The 26,277-nt window shown below is 60.5% G+C and carries 14 protein-coding genes; 9 read left to right on the forward strand and 5 right to left on the reverse strand.

All coding sequences use genetic code 11. The features are described from left to right. Nucleotides 1-80 precede the first annotated feature (80 nt). From NG895_RS08170 to NG895_RS30555, 7 genes are all read left to right on the forward strand, one after another. Complete coding sequence (locus NG895_RS08170; protein ID WP_252851983.1) at nucleotides 81-2,774, forward strand: TolC family protein; 2,694 nt, start codon at nucleotides 81-83, stop codon at nucleotides 2,772-2,774. A 152-nt stretch (nucleotides 2,775-2,926) separates the two neighbouring features. Further along, nucleotides 2,927-4,456 carry an efflux RND transporter periplasmic adaptor subunit gene (locus NG895_RS08175; RefSeq protein ID WP_252851984.1) on the forward strand — a complete coding sequence of 510 codons (1,530 nt, stop codon included), beginning with the start codon at nucleotides 2,927-2,929 and terminating at the stop codon, nucleotides 4,454-4,456. Between the two features lie 61 nt (nucleotides 4,457-4,517). Next, nucleotides 4,518-5,234, forward strand: coding sequence for an ABC transporter ATP-binding protein (locus NG895_RS08180; RefSeq protein ID WP_252851985.1), 717 nt, complete (start codon nucleotides 4,518-4,520; stop codon nucleotides 5,232-5,234). Continuing rightward, complete coding sequence (locus tag NG895_RS08185) at nucleotides 5,228-6,541, forward strand: ABC transporter permease (RefSeq protein WP_252851986.1); 1,314 nt, start codon at nucleotides 5,228-5,230, stop codon at nucleotides 6,539-6,541. The genes NG895_RS08180 and NG895_RS08185 overlap by 7 nt, the downstream gene beginning before the upstream one ends. 319 nt (nucleotides 6,542-6,860) lie before the next feature. Then, nucleotides 6,861-7,232 (forward strand): Hpt domain-containing protein, encoded by a 372-nt coding sequence (locus tag NG895_RS08190; RefSeq protein WP_252851987.1) that lies wholly within the window; start codon nucleotides 6,861-6,863, stop codon nucleotides 7,230-7,232. 79 nt (nucleotides 7,233-7,311) lie between these two features. After that, complete coding sequence (locus NG895_RS08195) at nucleotides 7,312-8,358, forward strand: HD domain-containing phosphohydrolase (RefSeq protein WP_252851988.1); 1,047 nt, start codon at nucleotides 7,312-7,314, stop codon at nucleotides 8,356-8,358. 215 nt (nucleotides 8,359-8,573) lie between these two features. Continuing rightward, nucleotides 8,574-9,878: an OmpP1/FadL family transporter gene (locus NG895_RS30555; protein WP_252851989.1), complete on the forward strand. Its 1,305-nt coding sequence runs from the start codon at nucleotides 8,574-8,576 to the stop codon at nucleotides 9,876-9,878. 87 nt (nucleotides 9,879-9,965) lie between these two features. On the opposite strand, the gene NG895_RS08205 is transcribed toward NG895_RS30555, so the two are convergent. Then, nucleotides 9,966-11,504: an SAM-dependent methyltransferase gene (locus tag NG895_RS08205; RefSeq protein ID WP_252851990.1), complete on the reverse strand. Its 1,539-nt coding sequence runs from the start codon at nucleotides 11,502-11,504 to the stop codon at nucleotides 9,966-9,968. A 470-nt stretch (nucleotides 11,505-11,974) separates the two neighbouring features. On the opposite strand from NG895_RS08205, the gene NG895_RS08210 reads away from it, so the two are divergent. Further along, nucleotides 11,975-17,881: a protein kinase domain-containing protein gene (locus tag NG895_RS08210; protein ID WP_252851991.1), complete on the forward strand. Its 5,907-nt coding sequence runs from the start codon at nucleotides 11,975-11,977 to the stop codon at nucleotides 17,879-17,881. Nucleotides 17,882-17,906: 25 nt separating this feature from the next. On the opposite strand, the gene NG895_RS08215 is transcribed toward NG895_RS08210, so the two are convergent. The 3 genes from NG895_RS08215 to NG895_RS08225 all read right to left on the reverse strand — a co-directional run bounded on the left by NG895_RS08215 (nucleotide 17,907) and on the right by NG895_RS08225 (nucleotide 22,726). Further along, nucleotides 17,907-18,935, reverse strand: a complete 1,029-nt coding sequence (locus NG895_RS08215) for an aldo/keto reductase (RefSeq protein ID WP_252851992.1) — start codon at nucleotides 18,933-18,935, stop codon at nucleotides 17,907-17,909. A gap of 44 nt (nucleotides 18,936-18,979) precedes the next feature. After that, on the reverse strand, nucleotides 18,980-20,485 hold the full coding sequence (locus NG895_RS08220) for a glycoside hydrolase family 13 protein (RefSeq protein ID WP_252851993.1): 1,506 nt from the start codon (nucleotides 20,483-20,485) through the stop codon (nucleotides 18,980-18,982). Between the two features lie 117 nt (nucleotides 20,486-20,602). Next, nucleotides 20,603-22,726: an autotransporter outer membrane beta-barrel domain-containing protein gene (locus NG895_RS08225; RefSeq protein ID WP_252851994.1), complete on the reverse strand. Its 2,124-nt coding sequence runs from the start codon at nucleotides 22,724-22,726 to the stop codon at nucleotides 20,603-20,605. 808 nt (nucleotides 22,727-23,534) lie between these two features. Between NG895_RS08225 and NG895_RS08230 the strand changes: the two genes are divergently transcribed. Then, entirely contained in the window at nucleotides 23,535-24,965 is a 1,431-nt protein-coding gene (locus tag NG895_RS08230) for a Gfo/Idh/MocA family protein (protein ID WP_252851995.1), read from the forward strand. A 4-nt stretch (nucleotides 24,966-24,969) separates the two neighbouring features. On the opposite strand, the gene NG895_RS08235 is transcribed toward NG895_RS08230, so the two are convergent. After that, nucleotides 24,970-26,268, reverse strand: coding sequence for an ATP-grasp domain-containing protein (locus NG895_RS08235; RefSeq protein ID WP_252851996.1), 1,299 nt, complete (start codon nucleotides 26,266-26,268; stop codon nucleotides 24,970-24,972). Nucleotides 26,269-26,277: the final 9 nt, after the last annotated feature.

The raw sequence follows: 26,277 nt of genomic DNA on the forward strand, positions 1-26,277 counted from the left end.
CAGAGCAGGGTGTGTAGTCCGTTACGCACGCTTTACGCCAGCACTTGTTGGCTGTTTCGAGCTCCAGTCGGTCCAATTGCATGTCGCCACGACTGCTAATCGTCGCCTATTTCACAGCCCTATCGCTGCTAGCGGTGGGGTGTAGTCCCACGTTTTACCGCCGCCAGGCCGACCGCCAGGCGGAGTGCCTGGTCAACCAGAAGGCAGTGCCAGCCGATGGTATCCCGGGCAGCTACAACATCGCGATCGATCCGCGGTCGCGCATGTTCGACCCATTCGACCCGGATGTTGAACCAATGCCTCCGGACGATCCCACGAGCGCCCAATACATGGAGTGCGTGGACGGCAAACGTGGTTCGGCCGAGTGGCGGAAACTGCCCAAGACCAGTTTTGTTGATAACCCGCGCTGGCAGCAGTACTTGCCGCGCAACGAAGAAGGCGACATCGCACTCGACCAGCAAGCCGCCATGGAGATGGCACTGCTGCAGTCGACCAGCTATCAGTCGCAACTGGAAGAACTCTACCTATCGGCCCTGGATGTGTCATTCGAGCGGTTCCGCTTCGACACCCAGTTCTTCGGCGGGTCGCAGATCGTCTATCGCACCGAAGGTTCAGGTCGTGGCGGCGACAGCACTTTGAACGTCTCGCCCTTCAGTTCGGCGGCCGGGCCCAGCATCGATAACAATCGGCTACGGGCCGAGACGCTAACAGCCACGGGTGGCGAATTCGTGGTCGGACTGGCCAACTCGCTGGTGTGGCAGTTCTCCGGTTCCGACAACTATACCGGCTCCACGCTGCTGGACTTCAGTCTGGTGCAACCCTTGCTGCGAGCCGGCGGCCGGGTGGTGGTGCTCGAGCGACTCACCATTGCCGAGCGAGCCCTGCTGGCAAACGTCCGCCAGATGGAACGCTATCGCCGCGGCTTTTACGCCGAGATCATCACGGGCCGCGATTCGGGTGGCGGTCCTTCGCGGCGAGGTGGCTTCTTCGGCGGCGCGGGTCTGGAAGGCTTCTCGGGCGTCGGCGGTGGTGGCTTCGGCCGCGTCGGTGGTTTTGGTGGGTTTGGCGGCGGTGGTGGCGGCGGGTTTACCGGCGGTGCTGGTGCTGCCCAGGCGGGGGGTTTCCTCGGCCTGCTGCAGGACCAACAGGAACTGCGTAACCAGCGGGCCAATGTGACGGCGCTAAAGGCCAGCGTGTCGCAGTTGCAGGCTACCTTCGAGGCGGGTCGCATCGATCGATTTCAAGTCGACCTGGCTCGCCAGGCGTTATTCCAAGCCCAGAGTCTGTTGCTGCAACAGGAAAATGCCTATCGCGCTTCACTCGAATCGTTTCAGACTGATATTGGCCTGCCACCCGAGTTGGCAGTCGCCATCCGGGATCCCTACCTCGACCGGTTCAATCTGTTGGATCCGGACCTGGAAGGCTTGAAATACGATGTGGCCAACGTGCTCGATACGCTTCGCGACCGCCGGCAACAACTGCTGGAAGCGGGGCCCGACGACGCGGCGCTGCGGGCCTTGGCTACCGAGGAACTGGAAGCAACGCATGAGGCCATCGACGATCTGGTGGCAGCCATTGCCGTGCGGCTCGAGGCCGTGAAAGAGGACTTCGTCAAGCTGGACGTGGCCCTGCCACAGCGGCGCGAATCGCTCGAGCAACTGGTCACGCGCCCGGAGGTGTTGCAGGCGGAAATCGACACCTCGCTGCTGAGCGTCGAGCACCTGAACGAGTACGTCGCCAACCGGCGGAGCGAACTGGTCCGCCTGCAGCAAGTGTTTGAAAAGACCCTGCAGGATCTGACGGAGCTGCCCGGCAGCGACACCAACGAAGATATCGAAGCACGCTTGCGAAACACGACCGAACTGCTGGGGCGCACCTCGGGCGAGTTGCTGGAGCTGTCGCTGCTGCAAGCCAGCGTGCGGCTCGAAACCGTGGCCATTAAGCCGATCGAGCTCCAGCCGGCTCAGGCCTTGGCCATTGCCAGCGCCCACCGCCGCGACTGGATGAACGCCCGGGCCAACCTGGTCGATACCTGGCGACTGATCAAGTTCAACGCCAACGAACTGGAAAGCAGCCTCGACCTGGTGGTGAACGGCGAGATTGGCAACGTGGGGCAGAACCCCTTCAACATCGAAGCGAGCAACAGCGCGCTGCAGTTTGGTCTTCGGTTCGATGCACCACTCACACGGCTGGCCGAACGCAACGTCTACCGCCAATCGCTAATCGAATATCAACAGGCTCGGCGCAGCTATTATCAGTATCGCGACCAAGTGTACTTGGGGCTCCGCAATCGGCTGCGGCAGATGCGTTTGGACGAGATCAACCTCGAGCTCCGCCGGGCGGCGGTCCAACTTGCGATTTCGCAGGTCGATTTAACGCAATTGCGTCTAAGCGAACCCCCTCAGCCAGGCGAGACCGCCGAACTGGGAAACACCACCGCTCGCGACTTGGTTCAATCGCTGTCGGATCTGCTGAACGTGCAAAACGACTTCCTGAGCGTATGGGTCGACTATGCGGTGCAGCAGGTCTCGCTGGAGTTCGATCTGGGCGTCATGGAAATCGATTCGCGGGGTATCCGCATCGATTCGCAGGTACCCTACTCCGCGTATCTCACCAATCTGCCCGTCTATCCCAGCGATCTGTACCCTGGCATGGGATGTGGTCCTCCGCTGGAGACCCGCGACGCGGGCGAAGTTCTGGAGGAAATCGAGCCGTTGTTGGACGAAATCGAGCAGCCGCTCGAGATGCTGCCAGCACCGGAGAGCGACGAGTAAAAGGGGAAGGTTTGACGCCCGACCGGTCTTTTTGGCGGTGTGTGGGGTTCAATATTGTTGGAGCAGAGTGGGGTCAAACGAGGTGGCGAGTTGCCGCCGATCCCCTATAATACAGTTCCCCCTTTTTCGTCCCACCTATCAGGCTTAAAGTCATGGTGCCTTCCAACGGCCAGCGTCCACCGCGCGGCCTTGTCCAAATCTTGCTCGTCGCTGTTCTCGCCATTGCAGCGATCGCCGGCGGTGTGCTCTGGTACCGCTCCACTACCACGAACGATGAAGCCTCGCATCTGGTGCTGCATGAAGTGGAGCGCGACGATTTCGAACTGTCCATCACCGAACGGGGTGAGTTGGAAGCCGCCGGTGTGACCGAAGTCCGCTCGGAGGTCAAAACCCAGAATCAGCCCGGTCTGGCGATCCTCCGCGTCGTGGAGGAAGGCGTCCACGTTAAAGCGGGCGATTTCCTGCTGGAGCTCGACTCCTCAGCTCTGGATGCCGAACGAACCACCCAGCAAAACGTGGTCAACCTGGCCGAAGCAACGGTGGTGGAGACCCGCAACCTGTACGAAACGGCTCTCATCGCCAAAGAAGAGTACATCCAGGGCACTTACATCCAGGAACGCACCACCATCGAAGGCGAGATCTTCGTGGCCGAGGAGAACCTGAACCGCGCCCGCGAGTACTACCAGTTCAGCCAAAAGCTGGCCGCCAAAGGTCACATCAACGAGCTGCAACTCGAGGCCGACAAGTTTGCCGTCGAGAAGTCGGAAAAAGAGCTGGAGGCCGCCAAGACCAAGCTGCACGTGCTGGATGACTACACCAGGCCCAAGATGATCAAGCAGCTCGATAGCGACATCGTCATTACCGAGGCCAAGTGGGGTTCGGCCAAGAAGAGCTACGAACTGGAACTCGAGACGCTGCAGGAAATCGAAGACCAGATCGCCAAGTGCACGATCTACGCCCCCAAAGACGGAGTGGTCATCTACAACAACGACCGCGATCGGCACGGCAACGAAGACTGGATTGTCGAGGAAGGTGCCGAGGTCCGCGAACGGCAGGTCATCTTCCGCCTGCCCGACTCGTCCGCCATGCGAGTCGAGCTGAAGGTAAACGAAGCCCTGGTGCAGTACGTCAAGGCGGGACTGCCGGCCACCGTGCGACCCATCGGCACGGACGGACTGGAGCTTCACGGTCAGGTCACCAGCGTGAGCCGTTACGCCGAGCCTGGCAACTGGCGAAAAGCAGACGTGAAAGAATACAAGGCCTACGTCTCGATCGAAGAGGAGTCCGACGGACTACGCTCGGGCATGACCGCTTCGGTCACGGTGAAGTGCGATTTTGTAGCCGATGCCATTCAGATTCCGGTCCAGTCGGTGCTGCCCCACGGCGACGACTTTTACTGCCTGGTTCGCAAGGCAGGCAAGTGGACACCCCAGAAGCTGAAGGTCGGCCCTACCAACACCGAGTTCTTCGTCATCGAACAAGGTGTCGACGAAGGCGACCTGGTGGCGATGAACCCGCGTCAGTACCTGGCCTCGGTGGAACTGCCGGAACTGCCTCCGACGAAACAAAAGGGGAATAGACTGCCCGGTCCGCCCACCACGGAGGAATCTGTAGCCGATTCGACCGAACCGGCCCAAACCACTCCCACTGCCGCGACCAAAGAAGATCAAACCGCCACCTGACGATTCACCAACTAGCGACGCCTCTTCAATTTCTCTCCGTAGGTAGTTTTCCTTCCGCCGTATGTTCACCTCCCGGCCCGCCACCGGTTCTCTCGCAGCCAGCATCCACAACCTGCACAAGCAGTACGTCCTGGGTGGCGAGACCGTGCACGCCCTGCGAGATGTTTCGTTCGACGTACCGCGGGGCGACTACATCTCGATCATGGGGCCATCGGGATCCGGCAAGAGCACCCTGCTGAACCTGCTGGGCTGTCTCGACACGCCCACCAGCGGCAACTTCTTTCTCGGCGACCTGGATGTCGCTGCCATCGACGACGACCATCGGGCCGAAGTTCGCTCGACGCTCATCGGCTTTGTGTTCCAATCGTTCTACCTGCTGCCAGCACTTACTGTGGTAGAGAACATCGAGGTCCCCCTGCTCTACAGCGGGCGGCTCGATCGTGAAGCACGCCAACGAGCAATCCACTTGGCCGAACAAGTGGGGCTGGGCTCGCGACTTGGCCACCGCCCCACGCAGCTCTCCGGTGGCCAACAACAGCGCGTCGCCATCGCCCGCAGTCTGGTGAACGATCCCCGGTTCCTGCTGGCCGACGAACCCACGGGAAATCTCGACTCGCAAACCACCACCGAAATCCTCGAGCTGTTGGACAATTTGAACAAAGAAGGACGGACCATCCTGCTGGTGACCCATGAACCCGAAGTGGCCGAGCACACGAAGCGCAAGATCGTACTGCGTGACGGCCGGGTTCAGATCGACGAGAGGATGCGCCCATGTTAGCCTGGTGGCGAACAATTCGGCTGAGCATCAAGGAGCTGATGCTGCACCCTCTCCGCTCGTCGCTCACGGTGCTGGGCATCTTTATTGGTGTCTCGAGCGTTATCTGGCTCTTGGCCATTGGCGAGGGCATCGGTCGCAAGGCGGAAGAGCAGATCGTCGATCTAGGCGCCCGAAATATCATCCTCAACACGGTGAAGCCATCGGGCGATCAGGCGGGCGAAGGTCTCTACGGCGTGACGCGGGAGGACTTTCGCCGGCTGAAAAACACGCTGGAGGGTCATCTGGAGCGCACCGTGCCCATCCGCGCACTGTCCAAGGAATTTGGCCGCGGTCCCCGCACAATGGAAGGCCGACTGGTAGGGACCACCGCCGGTTTTCTGGAAGTCATGCGGATGGACGTGGAGGAAGGGGGCCGCTTTTTCGCCCCAATCGACAGCATCGAAGAACGACCCTACTGCGTACTCGGCCCCGAAGCGCGTAACGAGCTGGTACCGTACGGTGACCCGATCGGCGCCACGGTTCGCATTGGCGATGAGTTCTACGAAGTCATCGGCGTGATGAAGCAGAAGAAATCGCACAGCTCGGACGAGAAGATCAAGACCGACGACTATTCGAAAGACATCTACATCCCCATCGAGACTTTCTGGCGCCGGATTGGGGATGTCATCATCACCACCGGTAGCGGGTTGTTCAAACGCGACATCGTCGAGGTCTCGCAAATCGTGCTCGAGGTGCAAGAACAAGACCAGGTACTGGAAATGGCTCAAGTGGTGCAAGACACCCTGGCGGCCGAGCACACAATGCCCGACTATACCATGACGGTGCCTTTCGAGCTGTTGGAACAAGCTCGCACCACACGACTGTTGTTCATTGTGTTCTTGGGCATGATCGCCGCCATCTCGCTGGTGGTAGGTGGCATCGGCATCATGAACATCATGTTGGCCACCGTGACCGAACGCACCCGCGAAATTGGCATCCGTCGCGCACTGGGCGCCAAACGGCACGATATCACCCGGCAGTTTCTCATTGAATCGATCGTGCTTTCCACCATCGGTGGCCTGCTGGGCATCGCCGCTGGGCTGACTTGCCCGCTGCTGGCCAGTCCGGTGCGGCGAACCTTGTTCTACCTATTCCCTTCGCAGATGGCAGCGTTGCCGGAGGAGATCCGCAATGTCGAACCCATGTTGGTGACGTGGTCGATACCTCTGTCGCTGGCCATTGCGGTCGCCGTCGGCGTGCTGTTTGGCGTCTATCCAGCCATGAAAGCCGCTCAATTGGACCCCATCGAGGCGCTCCGCCACGAGTAACCTGCAGTGCCCCCAGCCGGCGTCATTGTCTACATAAAACCAACTACTCGCCTCTGCTACGCGAGAAGTCAGGTTAGGGACGCGGTCGTTTTTATCGTACCGAGCGCACCAATCGTTAGTTTCCTGCCAGGCGGAGGCTGCATAATCGTTTCAGCCTGAACTACCAACGCGAGGATTCCGCAGAATGTGCGAAAAGGCACGGCACACAATCGACATATAGTATGCTTTCGGTACGCCAGGCCGCGCTAGTTGCAGTGAGCGCAACGACTTGGGCATTTCCTCTACGGCAATGCCTGACGCAAAACATGGGAGCCCTAAGATGAAAACCGACACCCTCGACAGGTACTCAAAGGTGCTAGATGTTCAAGACCTGGTGAGTCGATGTATGGGAAACATCGACTTTGCTTGCCGCGTGCTACAGATCCTGAGCGAACGCTGCGACAGCGACATGGAAGGCCTGGAGCAAGCCGCCGCCCAAAGCGACTTCGACCAGGTCTATCACATCTCACATCGACTCAAAGGCGCATTCGCTAACGCTTCGGCCAAGAACATGAGCCGACTGGCAGACGAAGTCTGCAGCGCATCGCGGGATAAGAACGAGAGCGACTCGCTAGAAAAGACCTGCAAACTGCGAGACGAGTGGGATGAGTTCATGGCCATGGTGCGCAGTGAACTGGACCAGGCAATCTAGGACCGCACACAACAAAACCAAAACTCAGCTGGCGCACAGACGATTGGCCGTCGTCCCCCGGCGCACACGGTATAACCCAATGACCAAAGTACTCGTAATTGACGACGATCCTGTTTCGGCAGAAATGCTCAGGGGCACGCTGGAACACTTCGGCTACGAAGTGCAATACGAGTGCGACGGCGTGGAAGGTTTCGAGCGGATACGTTCGGGTGAGTACAGCATCGTGATCTCCGACTGGGACATGCCCGGCATGCGAGGTGACGAATTGTGCCGGATGGTTCGCGATCGCCAATGGAGCGGCTACATCTATTTCATCCTGCTCACGTCGCACGGCGACATGGCGCATCTGGTCAGCGGATTGCGTTCGGGGGCCGATGACTTCCTGGTCAAGCCTTTCCATCCGGAAGAACTGCGGGTGCGTCTACGAACCGGCGAGCGTTTGCTCGCCATGGAGAGCCGCGACGTCCTGCTGTTCACGCTGGCCAAGCTCACCGAGTCGCGCGACAACGAAACCGGATTGCACCTGGAACGCATGCGCGAGTACGGTCGCGTGCTGACCGAGGAACTGTCGCTGTGGAAGGAGTTCAAGGACGAGGTCGATGGCGACTTCGTGCAGATGATGTACCTGACGTTGCCTCTGCACGACATCGGCAAGGTAGGTATCCCGGACAGCATTCTGCTGAAACCTGGCAAGCTGACGACCGAAGAATTCGAAGTCATGAAGCAGCACGCGGCGATCGGCGGAAACACGCTGGCTGCCGCCGTGGAAGTGAATCCCCACGCCAAATACCTGCAAATCGCCCGCGACATCGCCTACTACCACCACGAAAAGTGGGATGGCAGCGGCTACCCCTTTGGCCTGGCGGGCGACAATATTCCCCTGTGTGGGCGGATTACTGCTCTGGCCGACGTGTACGATGCGTTGACTTCCAAACGCGTGTACAAGGACAAGTTCTCCAACGACAAGGCCAAGTCGATCATTCTCGAGGGATCGGGCAGGCACTTCGACCCTCGCATCGTGGAAGCCTTTCTGGCAAACGAGGAACGCTTCCTCGAGATCTCGCGGCAGCTGGATAGCTCGCATGCCAAGGCCGAAGCCCCTCCGTTGGTGCCCGCCACGGTCTGAGCGCAGCGAGAGCTATCGCTGCTGGCATCCCTGGAGCTTCTTGTGGTGGATGCCGGAATCTCCAGTTTACCCAATCGTTACAACGCGATCGTCCGGTGCGATACGCACGTTCCGCACCCCAAACCACGTCAAGCCTTAATAGCTGAGTGGTCGATGCCTGATTCGCCCCCTGTGATGTTTGGCCAATTTCACCCTCGCCCGATCTGTAAAATACCGTGCAAAACCTTCTCTTTCGCGTTGGCTTGCTGCTGAGCCTCCTCGCCCTATTGAATGTTGTCACTCCACGTCGCGTCCTGGCGGATGGCGTATCGCTCGATGGGGTGTCGGCCGTGAGCATCGGCCGCGGCGGAACGAACCTCGGCTTCGCCGACAATGGATCGATGATCCATGATAACCCCGGAGCCATGGGACAAATGGACGCCGACGGGATGCTACAGATCGGCATTAACACCATGTTCTCGCAGTTCGACTATGGCGACTCGGACAACGTGCAGCACCGGTCGCAGAACCAGATGTATCCGCTGCCTGAGATCGCCTGGATCACGCGCCTCAATCCCCAGTGGACGGTCGGCTTCGGGCTCTATACGCCGACGGGATTTGGTTCCGTCTACAACCTGGATGGCCCTGCGCCGGTCGCCACCGGTCCCCAGCGTTACGAATCGTTCGGTTCGCTGACCAAAGTGCTGTTCGGCGCTTCATATACGCCGCTGAATCACGAGTACCTGTCGATCGGCGGCACGATTGGCCCCGGCATCTCGTTCCTCAACCTCGAAGGCCCTTACACTTTGCAGGGTCCCACGGCCGGTGGGTTGCCTGGCATACTCGACATGGGCATCGAAGGAGCTGGACTCACCTGGTCGGGCGGTATCTCTTGCCAGCTGACGCCCGATACGTCAGTAGGTTTCTCTTACCTCGGCGATGTGAAAGTGCAGGCCGATGGTCACGTGGCACTGAACACGCCGCTGGGCAGCACGCGGTACGAAACCGAAACCGAGATCAAGTGGCCCCGCACCGTCGGCGGCGGTGTACGGCACCAGGTCGATTGCCGTACCGTTGTGGCGGTGGATCTGCTGTGGACCAACTGGTCGGACGCGTTCGACCATATGGACCTGTACCTCAGCGACCCGTCGAACGCTGGCTACCCACCGAACGCCGTGGAGCGTTTTCCGCTCAACTGGCGTGATACGTTTTCTACGCGCGTGGGCATCGAGCGGATCGTGGCGCCAGGTCACACCGCGCGGGCGGGCTATGTCCATCACAACAGCGCGATCCCCAGCAGCACGATCACGCCCTGGATTCCCGCGGCCCTGGAGCACGCCTTCTCGTTGGGTTACGGCGTCGAATGGCGAAACTGGGACGTGAACTTCGCCTACATGTACTCGTTTGGGCCAACGGTGGAGGTCGGGACGAGTGACTTCGTTGGCGGCGATTTCGACAACAGCGTGCATCGAAATCGCACGCACTGCATGGCCATCAGCCTGACCCGTACGTTCGGCCCGGGCTGCAAATCATGCCGCTAGTGCAGGCGGAACTCCCCACTGCATAGCCAGTCGGCACCCGGCCTGCGCCGGATGCCGACTCGGTCGACCGAAGTCACCCGGCGAACATTAACGGGACGATTTCACATCGCTGCTGTTGGCAGTGCTTCCATTCGATTGGAAGTGCGGCATGAGCACAGGCCGCGACGGCGGGTGGTAGGTGACCTTGCGGTAGGTCTTCGGCACGTGATTCGTCGGTGCCGATGCACCAGCGACCGTGCAGAATTGGTAAATGGAGTAAACCGGATCGGCTGCCTCAGGGAAATAAAGGTCCGACGTCACCAGATCCAGGCACCGCAACCCGCATTCATCGATGAATTCTGCGGGCGTATCGCTTCCGAAAGTGAAGGGCTCGCCCAGCACCTGCATGCCCCGCATGAAGGCCTGTGTCGATTCGGAGAACGCCTCCGGATTGACCACCGGCTCGCGGTCCACCATGTCCAGCCACAGCAGGCTGTCGGGGTGGCTGAGCAACTGCTGCATGTCGCACAGAACGTTGGTGACCCCCTCGTCGTCGAAGTACATGCTCATGCCTTCCCAGATGACCAGCACGGGGTCCTCTTTGGGCAGGTGACCGTTCAGCGTCTCTGCCAGGCTCATGGTTCGCAGATCGATGGGCAGTTGGTGGCGCGTGATGCCGGCAGGATCCGCGATGCCCAACTGATCGAGTCGCGATTGACGCTCTTCGAGTGTCGTCGGAAAATCCAATTCGAAGAAGGTGGTGCCTTCGGGCAGTTGCAGGCGGAAGGGCCGCATGTCCCAACCGACACCCACGTTCACGATGTGGCGTCCCCCCGCTTCGACGAAGTTCGTCAGCACGTCGTCCAGGTGCCGGGTTCGGGCGGCCACCATGGGGCCCAGCTGCGGTGTTCGCTGACAAAATCGCGTGGCCACGGCCATGCCGTGTTGACCGGCCATATCCGCGGCGTAAGGATCCACGAACAGTGGGCCGCTTTCCTGAGCACGAACACCAGCGATCATCTCGGCCGACGAAGTAAGCTTTAGCGCGTAGAGCGAGTTTACCTTGCCCACATCGATTCCATTGGAGCGCAAGGCCGACGACTGCCTGGCGAAATAGGTGCAAATGCCTTCGGCGACAACTTCTTCGCCATTCATAAAATGCATGGTCAACGTCTCGATCACCGGCTTACCCGCCAGAAAGCGACGCTGGATCTTCTCGCGACGTTCGGCGTCGATCGACACTCGCACCCGCAAATCGGCGGTGCTGGGACGGATGTACTTCATCTCGGCCTTGATTAACCACATGGAGACCGATCGAGGCGAATCCACAGGATGCACGCCAATCACGGGCCAGCCCCAGAACAACGTCGCCAGGGCGGTACCACCGCTATAATCGGCCGACAGCAGAATAAGAGCGGCCTGATGCGTGAAATGCTGATTCGTCGAGGGGGGATTCAACGGCAATACCGTTTCGACTTCCCCCGGCTTAACCGATACAACCCTCCAGTCTACGAACTCGAGGACCGGTATCTGGTCGCGCATGTATCTGGTGACCATGGGGGGATCCATCCGCAGGGCTAGATCATCCTCCCACGATATCTCAAAAAGCGGTGACTTATTGTCAACCTTCACTTGGGCTTCCTTCATTGGAAAGGCTCCGTTCGCGGTGGGGTTCCACTGGTGATAACACTGCCGGTGCCCCCCGGCGACGAGTAGTCGTCCCGCGCGCTGAAACTTTCTCTTTGTGCGTGGGCTTTATCCTATTTATGAACGAACCAAAAGCCTAGGAAAAACTTGATTGCTTTTTGTCCAATGCGGTTAACCTCAGGTGTACGATTGACACAGACGTCACGGAATATCACGAGATCATCCCCTCACAATCGCTCAATCCAATTAATCCGAATCATCAGTGCGACCGTCAGGATTGAAATTCATGATTTTTTACGATGCACCTCGTAAGTGCTGAATCCTGATCTGGAGGTACAAAACGCGTCCCCCACGTGTGCGTAACCTACCATTTGGAAGCACTTTGCGCGTCTCTTCCACGGACGCCAGCGGCAACGGCGGCCAAGGTTCGTGTGAGTGCGTGGAATCCACTACTCGCCAACTGTTCACCGATGCCGAGCGACGCGAACCACCCCAGCGACGACGCACAACCGTCCGAACAGCGGACGATCGCGGAACGTTATGCGCTGATTAGTTGCCTTGGCCAAAGACAGGGGGCAACCTACTACCAGGCCCAAGACCGGAATACGGGCCAGAGTGTCACCGTCAAACTGGTGCCGGGTTCGCTGCTTTCGTCCTCGCTGGAGATGCGGCTGGAGTACGAGACTCGTTTGGCGGACAAGCTCGATTCGCCGCACGCGGAGCCTCGTCTGGAATTCGGCGCCGATGGTGGCGAGTTCTACCTGGTCAGCCCTCCCGCCGAAGGCGTGTCGCTCGACGAGTTGATCTCCAGACGCCCGATGAGCGTCGAGCAGACGATCGAAATCGGCCGGGGCATCCTGGTCGGTCTCCGCGACCTGCACGCAGCCAAGATGCTGCACCGCAATCTACGCCCCACCAACGTGATGCTCGCCGATAGGGACGATCTGTCGAGCGTGAAGCTGACCGACTACGGTTTGTGCCTGGCCGTGGAGCCCGATACGCCCCTGGCGCTGCAGCCATTGGACATCGCCCTGTACGCCTCGCCCGAGCAGGCCGGGTCGATCGATTTCGGCATGACCACCGCTTCGGACCTCTACAGTTTGGGAGTATTGCTGTTTCAATGCCTGGCCGGTCGGCCTCCGTTCGAGGGCGACACGGTAGGCACGGTGCTGTTCAAGCATCTGACCGAACCGGTGCCCGACCTGACGTCGGACGAAACCGAGATCCCCCTGGCGCTCGACAACTTCGTTCAACGATTGTTGCGCAAGGACCCGCGGGAGCGCTACCAAACGGCCGAAGCGGCACTGGCCGACCTGGCCGAAATTGCTTGGGCCGTGCTGTCGGGTGACACACATGCCGACATTGCCTTGGGAGCCAAAGATCGCCGGGTCACACTGATCGACCCCGCGTTCGTAGGGCGGTCCCAGCAAATGTCCGCTCTCGAACGGTCGATGGCCCAGGCTGCTTCGGGTAGCAAGGTCATGGCGCTGGTCGAGGGCTCATCGGGCGCCGGCAAGTCGCGTCTGTTGGCTGAGTTGCTCCGCGTGGCGTGCAAACGACGATACCGCGTGTTTCGGGGCCTTGGCGCCAGCGACGTCTCGTCGCGACCGTTTCGCCTGCTCGATGGCGTTGTCGAAGGGCTGGCTGCCGAAGTCAGAACGTGCCCCGAGTTACGCGATCGTCTGATCGAGTTGCTCGACGATCGTTTGCCCCGCGTCGTGGCAGCGTTGCCGGCGTTGTCCAAGCTGTTTGGCAGCGAGGCCGAAGGGGACGTTGCGCCGGACGAAACGGGTGAAGCGCGAACGATTGAAGCCCTGATTTTGTTCCTCGAAGCGCTTGGACGGCTGGATCGGCCAACCCTGGTGCTGCTGGACGACTGCCAGTGGGCAGACGAACTGACGGTCAAGTTCCTCAAACGGCTGGCCGCCAGCGATAGCAACCAGGCGGGGCGGACCTGCTCGTTGATGGTAGTGCTCTCGTTCCGCTCCGAGGAGATACCGGCCGATCACTTGCTCCGCGAGGTGGAAGTCGGCGAGGCCCTGAAGCTCGAACCCTTGGCAGACGACGAAATCTGCCAACTGGCTTTCTCGATGGCTGGTGCCCTGCCCTCTGAGGTTATCCAAACCGTCACACGACTATCCTCCGGCAGCCCCTTCATGGCAGCGGCCGTGCTGCGGGGACTAGTCGAATGTCAGGCCCTGAAGCCAACCGACACAGGCTGGTCCGTCGATCATGACGCGTTGGCGGATGCAGGCTCGTCGGACCAGGCGGGTACGTTTCTGGCGCGCCGCCTGCAGTTGCTGCCTGAGGATGCGTTGCACCTGTTGTCGGTGGGCGCCATCCTGGGCAAACAATTCGACCTGCACACGGCCCAGCAACTGGCTGGTATCGATCCGAACAAAGTGATCGAATCGCTGGAAGAAGCCAAAAATCGCCAGCTGGTATGGCTCCGCCCCAATGGCTCGGACTGCGTGTTCTTTCACGACAAGATTCGGTCGACCTTGCTGGAACAAATGCCTCAGGAACAACGCTACCGCCATCACCAGGTCGCGGCACGTTACTTCCTGGAAAATTCGCCCAAGCGAATCTCCGACATCGCCTACCACTTCGATGCCGGCAACGATGCGTCGGCTGCCTTTCCCTTTGCGGTGATGGCGGCCGAGGCGGCCCGCGCCCAGTACGCGTTGGAAGTTGCCGAGCAACAGTACCAGATCGCCATGCGCGGGGCGTCGAGCAACCGCGAGCAACTGCGCATCATGGAAGGCTTGGGCGACGTGCTGATGTTGCGGGGCCGGTACGAAGAGGCGCAGTACTGGCTCGAAAAAGCCGCGCCGCTGGCGGAGACAGGGTTTCCCCTGGCCGAGATTCGCAGCAAGATAGGCGAGCTGTATTTCAAGCGTGGCGACATGGCCACTGCCTACCAGAACTTCGAAACGGCCCTGCGTCTACAAGGCGAGTACGTACCGCGCTTCACGGCCGTGATGGTGCTCATCCTACTGTGGGAAGGCTTTGTGCAGGTGCTGCATACCTGCCTGCCCAAGCTATTCCTGCACCGGGTAAAGCGGCAGCCCAACGCCTCCGAGCAGCTGAACATGCATCTGCTCATCTACGTGGGCTACTGCTGCTGGTACTCGCGTCGGCAATTGCCCCTGCTGTGGTCGCACCTGCGCCACTTGAACATGGGCGAACGATTCCTGCCCAGCGAGGCCTTGGCCCATGCCTACTCGGGCCACGGGCCCGCGATGTCTCTGGTCGGATATTTCAGCCGCGGTATCCGGTACGCCGAGCGGTCGATTGAGATGCGGCGGGAACTGGGCAATACCTGGGGCACCGCTCAGTCGCTGGTGTTTCTGGGCATTACGTTATTTGCTGCGTCGCGATATCGCGAGTGTATCGAGAAAAGCCGCACCGCCATTCGCATCCTCGAGCGGATGGGCGACTACTGGCAAATTCACATGGCGCGATACCAGATTGCTGCGTCGCTCTACTTCCTGGGAGATGTCCGGGGAGCCATTGAAGAATCCAAAATCAACCGCAAGAGCGGACTCGAAACGGGCGATCACCAGGCCTCGGGCATCATTCTGGACGTCTGGGCCCGGGCCGCCATGGGACGGATACCCCGTGATATTGTCGAGCTCGAATCTCGCCGCGAACGCAGCGATGCGCAAGGCGCCTGCCAGGTGAAGCTGGCGCAAGGCATCTGCCGTCTTGCCGATGAGAAGTACGACGAAGCAATCGAACTGTTCGACCAGGCGACCGAGATCGCCGCCAAGGCGGGCGTGAAAAACGCCTACACGCTGCCACCGTTTGTGTGGGGTGCCACAGCGCTGCGGCGAAAGGCCGAAAAACTGGGATACGCTACCCCGTTCGAGCGTCGGCGGTGCCTGCGGCAGGGCGAGCGGCTTGCCCGCGAAGCCATCCATGCCGCGCGGATCTGTCGCAACGACCTGCCCCAAGCCTACCGCGAACTGGGACTCATCCAAGCCATGCAGGGACGCACCTGGCGGGCACGCTGGTCGCTGCACACGAGCACCCGCTATGCAGCTCGCTTGGGGCAGAAACTGCAGCGGGCAGAAACGCTTTCGGTCGCCGCGCGAATTGGTACCGAACTCGGCTGGCGAAGTGCAGCCAAGTATCGTCAGCAGGCGGCCGACCTGATGGCCGAACTGCAGCTTGGTACCGACGGAGCATCGCTGGCCGAAGGAGCGGGGGCGGAGGTCAACCTGTCGCTGGTCGATCGATTCGAAACGGTTCTCGACTCGGGGCGTTCCATCGCTTCGTCGCTGACTTCTGAAGCCATTCATCAGCAAGCCATCACGGCCGCCTTGCGACTGCTGCGTGGCGAGCAGTGTCATGTGCTGCCAGTGCTGGACGGCAGCGAGGTCGACTGGTCGAACTACGAGTGCGAAATCTGCGAAGCAACAGTGGAACTGGTCGACCGCGCGCTGGCCACCGGCAAAGCCGTACCCAGCGAAACATCCAACGCTACCAGCGATCCCGCTGCCAAGACGTTGGGCTCGGAACTGTGCGTACCGATTTTTGTCCGAGGTCGTGTTGTCTCGCTGCTGCATATCACTCACTCGGGCATCGAAGGTCTGTTTGCCGAGGACGAAGCTCGCCTGGCCGACTTCGTCGCCACGATCACGGGTGCGGCCTTGGAAAACGCCGAAGGCTTTGCCGAGCTGCAAGACTTGAACATTACCCTGGAGCAACGCGTCGCCGAGCGTACCGCCGCAGCTGAGTCGCGAGCAACGGAACTGGCCGTCTCGAACGCGGAACTCGAACGCACCGCCCATGAACTTCGCGAAGCCGAAGAGGAACTGCGGGCGGCGAAATTGGCAGCCGACCAGGCCAACGAGGCGAAGAGCCGCTTCCTGGCCACGATGAGCCACGAAATCCGCACCCCGATGAACGGCGTGCTGGGCATGACCGACCTGCTGCTCAACACGCCGCTCGATACGCAGCAACGCAACTACCTGGCCACCGTCAAGCAATCGGGTGGCGCCCTGTTGTCGCTGCTCAACGACATCCTCGACCTGTCGAAGGTGGAAGCGGGCCATATGGAACTCGAGTCCATCCCGTTCGACGTCCGCCAGGTGGCCACCGACGCCGCGCGACTTTTGGCAGTTTCCGCGTTCAGCAAGAACCTGGAACTGGTATGCCGGGTCGCACCCGATGTACCCGAGCGGCTGGTTGGCGATCCGAATCGAGTGCGACAGGTGCTGGTGAACCTGGTTAGCAATTCCATTAAGTTCACTTCCACTGGCCACGTGCTGGTGGATGTTACGTTGGAGTCGCGCGACGACCACCGCGCCGTGCTGAAGTTCTTGATTCAGGACACGGGCGTTGGCGTTGCCAAGGACAAGATCTACGACATTTTCCAGGCCTTCAAGCAAGAGGACAGCTCCACTACGAGAAAGTATGGTGGTACCGGCCTGGGACTGTCGATTACGCAGCAACTTACGCACCTGATGCATGGCGAGATCTGGTTAGAAAGCGAAGTGGGCGTCGGCAGCGACTTCCACTTGGTGCTACCGTTTGAGCTGCCGGTGGATGGCAGCAACGAGCCCAGCTTTGAGTCACTCCATGGCCTGCGAGTTCGGCTGCTGGCCGACCACAAGCTCACCGCCGATACGTACCGCGCGCTGCTAAGGCAGTGCGACGGGGCAATGGTCGCGCACGACGACGCTCAACCCGATGTGGTGCTGGTGGACGTTGCGGCCGACGACCTCAGCCAACTCGACAAAGTGGCCAAGAAGCTCAAGCGACTGATAGCTTCGGGCAAGCCGCTGGTGGTGATGCTGCCGGCCGGAAATGTCGAAGTGGTCGAGATGTGCCAGCAGCTCAAGATCCGGCACACTTCGATGAAACCGGTCAAGCGGGAGGAATTGGCTGCGGCCCTGCTGGCCACGACGGGCGAGGCGCCCAAGTCCGAACAACCGGCCGAGCTTCCCTCGACGGACACTCCTGGCGATGCTTCGCTCCACATTCTGGTAGCGGACGACAGTCCGGTGAATCAGGAAGTTGCCAGCGGGCTGCTCGACTTCCTGGGCCACCGCGTCACGACAGCCGATAATGGCCAGGATGCCGTCGACAAGTGGCAAGCCGACCAGTTCGACCTGGTACTGATGGATATCGAAATGCCGGAACTCGACGGCTTGTCCGCCACCCGGCGCATCCGCGACCTTGAACAACAATCGGATCGGCCGCATACACCCATTTTCGCCCTGTCAGCCCATGTCACCGACGACTTCGTTCAGGAATGCGAACAGGCCGGCATGGACGGCAATCTCACCAAGCCCATCGAACCGGGCAAGGTGAAAGAAGCCATCGATGCAGTGATCCGAACGCACCACCAGCAGACCACCAAGAGCTAACAGTCGAGCGCCACTTGCAGGTGTGCTATACGCCGTCGTAGCCGCTAACGGCGGCGGTAATGGTGGCCAGTTCCTCTTCGGTGAGTTCGACCGACCCGGCACCAGCATTGTCCGTCGCCTGCTGCGGGGTGCGAGCACCACAAAGCACATGCGAGCAACCAGGCTGGGCCAGAGTCCACGCCATCGTTACCTGGGCAAGCGACAGTCCATGTCGCTCGGCGATGGGCTGCATCGGGCTGAGCATCGCTTGCACCTTTCGCACGTTGTCTGGCTTGAACCGATCCTTGAAGCGGCGTTGGTCGCCCTCGGGATACTCGCGGTCCGGATCGATCTTGCCGGTGAGCAACCCTTGAGCCAACGGGCTGTAGGCCAGGAACGCAGTATCTTCCGCGTGGCACTTCGGCAAGTTGCTCTGCTCCTGCTCGCGGTCGAGCATCGAGTATTTCTCCTGGTCGACATCCAGTTGGCCCGCCGCCTGGTAAGCGTCCAACTCCGCGGGCGAAGCGTTCGACACACCAATCGCCCGAATCTTGCCTTCCTGCTTGAGTTCCTGCAGCACACCCATTTTCTCGGCAACGGGAACGCTGTCGTTCTGCCAGTGAGTCTGATACAGGTCGATCACGTCGGTCTGCAACCGCTTTAAGCTGCGTTCTACTTCTTCGCGAATGCCATCGGCACCGCCGTAAATGTAGACGTCGAAACTATCGTTCGATTCCTGTCCCGGCAGATCGAACATCTCGTCGGTGGTCGAGAACTTCTTTTCGGCACGCTGCTTCTGCTCGTCGGTCAGATCCCACCGCATTACGCACTTGGTGGCTAGCACCACGCGGTCGCGGCGGTCGGCGATGGCCTTGCCCACCACTTCTTCACTGCGGCCGAAGCCATAGACGGGCGCGGTATCGATCAACGTGCCACCCGCATCCAGGAAGGCGTGGATCGCTCGGATCGACTCCTGTTCGTCGGCGCCGCCCCAGGTCCAGCCGCCAATCGCCCAGGCTCCGAAAGCGATAACCGACGCGTCGATACCCGATTTACCCAGTGGTCGTGTCTTCATCGTAACTTTCTCTCACGTTCTCGCGGATGACAACAGTAGCTATGTTAGGCTTCGCGGATCAATACGAGCACATCGCGTGCCGGCACTTGGCAAACCATCCCCTCATCGGCCACGCTTCGCTCTTGATGTGTCTCGAGGGGCCATACCTGGTGGAATTCGGCAAACCGGCTCTTCTCGACGGGCAAAGTAACTTCCGTCGGCTTTTTGCCTGCGTTAAATACAACGACCGCCTCGGAATCGTTCAACTGTCGGCGGAAGGCGTACACTTCGCCCTTGGCGTGCAGCGACTCGAAACTGCCCACCCGCAACACCGCGTGCGACCGCCGCAGCGCGATGGCCCGCTGGTAGAACTTCAACAGGTCGTAATTCCACTGCGACTCGTCGTGCCAGGGAAACGCGCGGCGGCAATCGGGGTCGACGCCACCGGTTACCCCCACTTCATCGCCGTAGTAAATGCACGGCGCGCCGGGCATGGTCATCTGCAGCAATACACACAGCCGCAGCGCCGCTTCGTCCCGCGTGATCCACAGCGCCCGCGGCATGTCGTGGCTGTCGAGCATGTTCATCTGCGCGAAGTTGATCTCCCAGTCGTAGTTGCCGAACATCTGGTCGACCATCTTGCCGAACTTCTTCGCGTCGATCGACTTGAAAGTCAGGTCGGGATGGCTGAACTCGTCGCGAATCGTCTCGGCGGCAAAGAAACTCAGCGCTGGACTGGTAAACAAGTAGTTCATCACCGCGTCGAACTGGTCGCCAGCCAACCACCGCTTCGCCTCGTGCCAAATCTCACCGCATATGTAGGCGTCAGGATTTTCTCCCTTCACCACCTGCCGGAAGGTCCGCCAGAAGTCGTCGTCGTCGATTTCGCCTGGCACGTCGAGCCGCCAGCCGTCGATGCCAAACCGAATCCAGTGTCGAGCGACTTCGTACAGATGTTCGCGGACAGCCGGGTGGTCGGTGTTCAGCTTCGGCAAGGCCGGCAATCCCCACCAGGCGTCGTAGTTGGTCTTCTGCTTCTTGCTACTCGGATAGGGATGCAGCGGCCAATCGCGCACGTGAAACCAGTCGATATAGGGCGAATTGCCGCCATTTTCCAGGATGTGGTGGAACGCCCAGAAGCCGCGGCCCGTGTGATTGAACACCCCGTCGAGCACCACGCGGATGTCTCGCTCGTGGGCCTTGTCCAACAGCTCTCGCAAGGCGTCGTCGCCGCCCAGCAGCGGATCGACCTTAAAGTAGTCGTACGTGTGATAGCGATGGTTCGAGGCCGACTGAAAGATGGGCGTCAGGTACAGCGCCGTGACGCCCAGTTCTTCCAGGTAGGGCAGCTTGTCGACGATACCCAACAGGTCGCCCCCCTGAAAGCTATCGATCTTGGGCGGCGCGCCCCACTCCTGGAACTTCAGCCCCGGCAGGTGTTCAATCCGCGAACTCCGCGCGAAGCGATCGGGAAAAATCTGGTAAAACACCGCGTGCTTCACCCAGTCGGGCGTTTTGATCGGCTGCTCCGAAGGGGGCGGAGCGAGTTCGTGGGGCGGATGATCCTGCATATCGGCAACCCAGTAGTTGGATGTCGCAAAGTGGAGACGATCCAACTAGCAGAAAGGGGAATGCCATGTGTTGCAAGGGTGCCAAGCGAGATAGACTCAGTGGTGAAGAGTCATTCCTCAGTCGGCGAGCCTCCTTCGAAATGACACGGCAGGCTTAGCGCGGCACGATAGCGGCGAGCACAGCAGAACCAGCCCTAATACTACAATACTGCTCGGCTCCGGCACGGTAGCCGCTTGCACGGGACTAGCCAGCGACACCCCGAAGTTCAGCTTCCATGTCTCGTATTGGGCGGTGCCGATGACGCTCGAGTGCAGGTCGTTCGCCAGCGTGCCGGCCGGGGCGCCCAGGTTGTTACGCCACACGGTGTAGTCGGCAATATCGACCACGTCGTCACCGTTGTAGTCGCCTGGCAGGACGCCGCTCGATAGATAGTCGGTCAGCACGATGCGGTTCTCCAATTCCGCGCTGCCGATGCCGTAGTTCACGACGAACGACCCGCGGCCGTCCAGCGTGTCGAGTCGCTGGCCGGTAGTAATGTTGTCGAACAGTCCCGAGAAGCTGTCGGCCACCATAACGATGAATTTGGTGGAGGCATCCGGCGTGAACCCGTTGACCAACGTGATGTTGAGCAGTCCATCGACGATGGCGTCGCCGGTCACGTTCACCGAGTCGTAAGTGCCACCAAAGCTGGTGCCGCCGATGTCGATGGCTAGCTCGCCGCCCGACTGCTGGGTGTAGTTGCCATCGATCAGCGTGCCACCCGTCGGGTCGCCTGGAGCCAGCGTGAACGAGTTATTCACCAGGTTGCCGGCGAAACTGTCGACACTCAACCGTCCACCGCTGGTTTGCAGCGTGCCGCCGTGGGTGTGGTCGACGGCGATAGCTCGCAGCGTACCGCCGTTCAGCGTGACGGTGCCCGGCCCCCAGATGGTAAGGGTGCCGCCAATATCCACCAGCGCGTGATCGTTGTTCAGCCGAAGCTCGCCACTCGCCTCGGCCTCGGCCTCGTTTAGCGACCCGCCCACCGAGACGTGCCCTGTGGCCTGCAGCAAGCCCACGGAGCCCGCTTGCCCCTCGACACTCAAGAGACTGCTACCAATACCGACACCGATTTGCACGGTGTCGGCCGTAACCTCCCCCTGGTCGACTAGCAGCGACCCGAAACCGGCTACGCTCCCTAAACGGAGGTTACCCGCGATATCCCAGGTCGAGGGTTCCCGCCGGGTACTGGTGCCTTCCACCTTCGCAATAGCCAGCCGATCCAAGTTCACGGAGTCGGTCGAAACCTGACCACCTTGCAGAATGTCCAGGAACCCGCCGTTCAGACTGAACTGTCCAGCCTGCCAACTCGCAGGATTGCCTGAGCTGTCCTCTCCTTTGATGGTGATGCGGCTGTCTTTCCGGACCTGCACACTGCCGGACGACATTGTTGCACCATCAACAATGTTCACTGTGCCCTTGGCCAACTCACCTCCTGCAGTCAGAAAGCCAACATTGAAAGTACCGGTAGACAGAGTCGACGGCTCGCCGCCTGCCGCGGCGCCTTGGATATCGACCAACGAACCATCGGCCGCAACAACGGCTGCAACGTGAAGCGAGTCGGGCAGCACCTGACCGCCGTCGGCAATGGTGAGCGTTGCTGCTCCACCGCTATCGCCCACTCGCAGGCTGCCTGCCATTTGCCACCGCGAAGGCTCCCCCAGCGAACTGGTTCCACCAACAAAGGCCTGGGACCTTGTGGCGCCGGCCGCATCCAGCACACTTTGGAAGCTGCCTGAACTGGAAGTTGTCAGCTGCGCGCCGTTGAGTAGTGTTAGGTCGCTCGCCGTGGCGGTAAAGCCCCGCTCGATGTCGACATCCAGCAGGCTGCCTTGGGAGAGATCGCCCAGAGTGAGCGAACTGCTACTGATCGAAGCTGCGCCGGCCAGGCTGAAGAGATACTGGGGGTCGCCCCCGCCAACGGAGGTGAGGGTTAGGTCAACATTGTTCGCGATCGTAAGGTCGTTGGCCGTATGACTCGAGGCGAGGCCAATGTTGTAGGCCCCCGCGACGCCGATGATGAGATTGTTGGTGATCGGCGGTTCGGTGCCCGGCACCCAGTTGCCGGGGTCTTCATACAGGCCACCCAATGGTTGAACCCAGGAGGAGTTCTGGCCATGCGTCGCGCTCGGCAGCCAGACACTTACCAGCGTTGCGCCCAACAATAGGATTACACTGTGTAGCGGTCGCCAGGTGTTCATCGCAGAGTGCTCCTCAAGTCTCGTAAGCGCAAATTCCGAAGGTGCCAACACTACCATGCGGCCAAGCCGCCCCGATGCAGGGCTCGACAAAACTGGTGCAGCTCGGCCCGTGCTGATCCCCAATCTGCGCGAGCCGCTGAAGTTGTCCCTCGAGGGACAGGAAAAGTCTCGCCACATCGTATCACAACCGTGCATCGGCGATGCAAAATGACCGCCATGAGGTGGGGACTTTTCAAGCGGTCCACAGGGGGGGAATCGTCAATCTCTTGGCCGTTTGGTGGTAGGAATTTGACACTCCATTGGGGAAAATATGCATGGGAGACGTCGATTTTCGGCATCGAGCGACTTTCCCCACGCAGTTTGGGCCCACCCAGCAAACATGCGGGGAACAACGCACGCAGTTTTGGGCCCATGGAGATCGAAAAACCGCTACGAATCGCGGTGTTTTTTGGCCACCGCAGGAAAAAACTCGGGGAGTATTGGGCCCATGAATCGAATTGCCGTTTTGGGCAGACAAAACTCCCGGCGCGGATGCCGCGTACGGAGAGCTAGTCCATCGACTCCTCGAACGCGGCGCAACGAACAGCTAGTCAACCAACAGGGCGCAGGAATGCACGAGCAATCGAGATGCAAGAAACCTGGAATTTCGGTCCTAAAAAGCGGCCACTTCCGCTACCCAAACTTAGTGCATTCGTGCCACCGAGCGTGGTATCATGGGGTTGCCGAATTCTCGGCCCGCAGTTCGCCCTGTTAGGCGGGCAAAACAGCACACAGCCAACTGCCACCACGTACATAGAGAGCTAGTCGCATGTTCAATCGCCGTCAATTTCTGGCTACATCCGGTGCCGCCGCGTCCTTGGCCCTGGGAACCTCGTGGGCGACTGCCCAGAGGACTTCGCCAAACGAACAAATTGGCCTGGCAGTCATTGGACTGGGTGGCCGGGGTAGCGGATTGATGAACGTGTTTCGCCGATTCTCCGACGTGCGCATCGTGGCCCTGGCCGAACCCGATCAAGAGCGGCTGGCCAAAGCCGGCAAGAGTGTGCCCGACGCTGTGCAGACGCAGGACATGATGGATATCATCGATCGACCCGACGTCGATGCGGTGGTGATCGCCACGTCGAATCATTGGCACTGCCTGGCCGCCATTCGTGCCTGCAAGGCCGGCAAGGACGTGTACGTCGAAAAGCCCCTGGGCCACAACCTGTACGAGCAGGAGCAACTGGTCAAAGCGGCTCGCAAATACGACCGCATGGTACAGATGGGCACGCAGCAGCGTTCCAGCCCCATCCAAGCGCGGGCCAAGCAAGTGCTACACCAGGACAAGCTGATTGGCGACCTGCAACACGTGGTGGTGAGCCGCATTGGCGAGCGGAAGCCGATTGGCAAGCGAAGCGAACCGCTGCAGGTGGCCTCCACGGTGGACTACGATCAATGGATCGGCCCCGCGCCCGACCAGCCCATCTACCGCAACAACCTGCAGTACGATTGGCACTGGGACTGGAACACCGGTAACGGAGAGATGGGCAACTGGGGCGTTCACGTCCTGGACGACGCGCTGAACGTCGCCATGCTGGACAAGGCGGGCTTCCCCTCGGCGGTGCAGTCGGCCGGCATGCGGGCGGAATGGGACGATGCCGGCAATACGCCGAACACCCAAGTCGCCTACTTCGAGAACAGCGTGCTACCGATGTCGATGCTGCTGAGCAACATCGTACCGGCCGACCCATTGGTCGAGGGCGCCCACAACGATGGCTTCGGCACGGGCTACACCGTGTTTGGCGAAGGGGGTCGCTTGTGCGGCTCGCGTGGTCACTGGCGGGTATTCGACAACGACGGCAAGCTGATCGAGGAGCTCAAGGGTCCCGAAGGCATGGGTCGCCATCAACGCGATTTCCTGGACGCCGTGCGGACGCGCGACCAATCGAAATTGACCGCCGAAGTCGAACGTGGCCACATTTCCACCGCATGGTGCCAGCTTGCGAGCATCGCGGCCCTGGAAGGCGAAGCCAGCAGCAGCGGTCTGCAGAGCGATGCTGCCGGGCGCTGGTCGGACCTGGTGGAAGGCTACCAGGAGCAGATAAAGAACGTGAGCCCGAACGTCACGGCAACACCTCCCGGCCGAGTGGAAGTCGACTCGAAGACCGGCGCCGTCAAGCAATTGACCTCCGAGAACGCCCAGCAGTTGGTGCACCGCACCTACCGCACCAGCGAGTGGGCGGCCGAATTCGAGGTGTGAGCCACTACGACGCCGTGGCGCTGGCAAATTCCTTACGGAAGGGCTCGATGTCGAGCAACTCCATCGCCTGCGTGGCGGTCCGGGGAAGCGAGTAGTTGTCGACCGTGCTGGCGACGATCTTCTTGGATCGTCGTGGACTGAACAAAAGCTGCAGCGCAACACCCCACATGGGGATGACGCTCCAGTAGTCGTCGCGCGGACGGGTCAGTTCGTCCTGGCTGTCGGTGTACATCCCGCGGCGCAGGCGGAACTCGTAGATTTCCTTCAGCAACTCGCGCCGCGACGCGCCGTTGTAAGCCATCGATAGCAGGATCATGAAGAAGCTCTGGGTCCGTTGCCCTGGTGCAGCGTGGGGCAGCGGCTCCACCGCCTGGCCGGCTGACAGCCGTACGAGTTGCTCGCACAAGTTCACTCCCGACAACCAGGCGTTCACGGTTTCGCCAACGCGGGGATTGCACTCGATGTACTCGGGCCGCTGGGTCTCGTAGTCGTAGAAATAGTCGACGAACATCGCACCATGCCAGTCGAGGTGCGCGCCAAGCTGCTCGATGTGCTCGCGGACAATGGGGTGGTCGGCCCCGGTGCGCGCCGCCGACATACCACCCACGCCAAGCTGACGGGCATCGAACATGTGGCTGCCGATCATCTGCCCATGATCGAACACCGCCTGTACCGTGGCCTGGTTGCCCTTGGCCGGCTGCTGCACGAGCATTTCCACCGTGCCATCCAGGTTGCCATCGGCCCGCAGCAGCTCGATGCGGTGGGCAAGGTCTTCCTCGTCGACGATATGGAACACCCCCAGCCCCGCGGTACTGTGAGCCAGCTTGAGATAGAAGGGATAGCTCCAATTGTGTGCCAGATCGGCTTCGGTCCTGGCGAAGGCCGTTTGCGGATGGGGCAAACCGAGCGATTCGAGCGTGCGGGTGAAGTCGGCCTTGTCCTGCATCTGCCGCATGGCGTCGAAGTGCGGCAGCGCAACACCGGCCGCTTCGCCCACCACGTCGCGGAATTTGCTGAGCAGATAAACCTGCTCGTGAGTCGGCAGCACAACGTCGTAACGCTCGCGCTGCACCATGTCGGCCAGAAAGTGCAGGAACTCACCAGGATTCTTCGCAAAGTGGGGCGACTTATGCCAGCGGCGGACAAATCGCGAAAATCGGCACTGGCAAATCGGATCGGGGTCGATCACATCAATCACGTGCCGCCCGCCCAAGGCGTACAGCGACTGCCGGGCCGAGAGGCTGGTGCCCTCGGTCATCAAGATTTTGAGCGGCGTAGAGCCGGAGGTATCGCTGGCAGCCATATTTGAACT

The sequence above is a fragment of the Aeoliella straminimaris genome (assembly GCF_024054565.1).
GTDB lineage: Bacteria > Planctomycetota > Planctomycetia > Pirellulales > Lacipirellulaceae > Aeoliella > Aeoliella straminimaris.